A 2,300-nucleotide genomic window follows, 5' to 3' on the forward strand; every position below is an offset into this window, starting at 1 on the left:
TGGGTTATCCCCTCCAAAAAGGTCGAAAATCATCAATAAAGAGAACTTATTGACATTTAATTAGCGAGCAAGGCAAATCCTCAAAAGCTGATCATATCAACCTTATTATTTCTCCGAACTCCGAACTCCGAACTCACTTTGCACTGGGATCATTGCTCAAAGCTGCACATATACCCCCGATTTGGCTGTTAATGTGCACCTCCTCATATCAATTGGGCTAAAAGACGTTTCAATGGCTTTTAGCCCAATTGATATGGGCTTATTGTTGGCTATCCCACATATGATTGATATCATTCCTTTTAGCTGCATGGCACATCTTCTTTGGCCCGTATTTCTGTCCCAATGGTCGAAGTTGATTAGACTGTACTACATTGATCCAGTGCCGCGTGCTTGGTGTTTAGGTGTCGATAAAAATTCCTTTGCATATGTTTCGAATTCCGCCTCCTTCTCCTTCCACAACTTATATACCTCTTTGTAACGCTGATACTGCTTGTTAATGTTATCTGTTATTTCTTTGGTGTTGTATTTAAATAGTTGTTGTTGAAATTCTTGTTCTTGTATCTTTTTCTGTTTATCCTCTTCATCCTGTTTCTCGTCCCACTTCTTGCTGTTTTTATTAGCTTGGCGCTCCTTGAACAAGTTTAAGTGCTCCGACTTCATAGTTACTCCTGTTCCTTGACTTTTTTGATCCTGGAGCCATGCGTCTATCGCATAGTCTTGCCCTCCTACTTTTACTGATACGTATACATGCTCATGCATAAACTGTATTTTAGGATCCAAAAGCTTTTCTCGGTCATTCTGGATAATAAGGCCATATACTAACGTTGCATACGTTTTGCATTGACCAGCCATCTCCATTCTCAATGCCGATTCTTGAACTGAATTTTTTTCTACAATTTTTTCTACAACTTTGTTGACTAGTATGATGATCCTCTCATGTACTGCGGGGTGTATATATTTTTGTTTGTTGCCAAGATTTGCTCTTTGTAGTATCCCAGAGAATTTTTTAACAATCTCCTCGACACATAAATATTTATCATTTACCCAATCTCTGTCTGTCACCACCTGATTTGTGTCTTGCAGATCCAAGTTAGCCTCCTTCTCAATCTCCCTGTTGAATGCTATCGGTACGATCTCACGGGCAACTCTTACTACTTTTTCCAAAAATTCAATTTGTTCCCGCGAGCGTGTTCCCACTTCTTCTTTCCAGTATTCTTCTTGTTCGAGTTCTGGGTATTCTTCCTCCATCATTGCAGGCTGTTGATCTTTTTCTGGTAATGTTTCTTTGATCTGGTCGAAGAAACCCCTGATGTTTTCTGCCTGTTCCTTGCCGACGCCATATTTGTGCTCCTTGATTTGCGTTTCTATATCTTCCCAAACCTTTTTTTGTACTTCTGAATCTATATCTGGATCATTAGCTTGATAGGCACTTAAAAAGTCTAATACCTCCTTTGCTATGTCTGTATCTAATTGTCCATAACCTCCTGTTTCCTGTTCGGTAAATTGCGTTAATTGGATCACGTTTCCCGTTACTAAAGGTATATGCTCTGCTTGGTAGTGTTCGTATTCTCCACTTTTTTTAAAAGGATTTGTCAAACCTGTATTGGTTTCAGGTTGCAGCCTAGGTTGGTTGGTTGAAGGTTTTGTTTTCAGATTGTTGATTTTCCTTTGTACATTTGCTAATGACCTGCTTTTCACAGATTCAAATTTCTCTTTTCTAGGTGCTAAGTGAATATTTGTTTCTGGAGAATAGGCACTGGCTTGGAGTGCTGCTGTTTTGGAGGAGTTTCTATATACTTTGGCTTCAGTTATTGAGTAACCAGAAAGATTTTCTATTCCAGATTTCAGGTTGCTAGGTAGCTCTGCACTGCTTTCTTTCTTTTGAGTAGATGGTCTTCTCATTTGAGTCTGTATGTTTCTCCGTGCAAGACTCTCAGAACGATTATCCACAAACCCAAAACCTTGCGACCCATTAATCTTTTTCTGAGAAACTGAATTAGCAACAGCCTTACTTTTATTCTCTTTTGGTTTCTTTACTTGTGCATACATATCTCAAACCTTTTTAATTCTTCTTTAGTGGTTGTTATAGGCTTTCTTTAATTGCCTATAATAATATCAGTAATCGGTACTGTTCCGTTTATTTTTACTGTGTCATTACTCAAAACGTGCGCATATACCCCCGATTTGGAGGTATATGTCTACCACTTCAAACATCCATATCATCCAGCGGCGACTTGAGATTCTCAAATCCCTTTGACGTAATATGGGTGTATATCTCCGTCGTCTTCAAACTGCTATGT

Annotated in this window: 1 protein-coding gene; it reads right to left on the reverse strand. The window is 38.9% G+C overall.

From position 1 onward, the window contains the following. Nucleotides 1-366: 366 nt before the first annotated feature. Nucleotides 367-2,049, reverse strand: a complete 1,683-nt coding sequence (locus F6K40_RS15225) for a hypothetical protein (RefSeq protein ID WP_293137228.1) — start codon at nt 2,047-2,049, stop codon at nt 367-369. Between the last annotated feature and the right edge of the window lie 251 nt (nt 2,050-2,300).

The sequence above is a fragment of the Okeania sp. SIO3I5 genome (assembly GCF_010672085.1).
Lineage (GTDB): Bacteria > Cyanobacteriota > Cyanobacteriia > Cyanobacteriales > Microcoleaceae > Trichodesmium.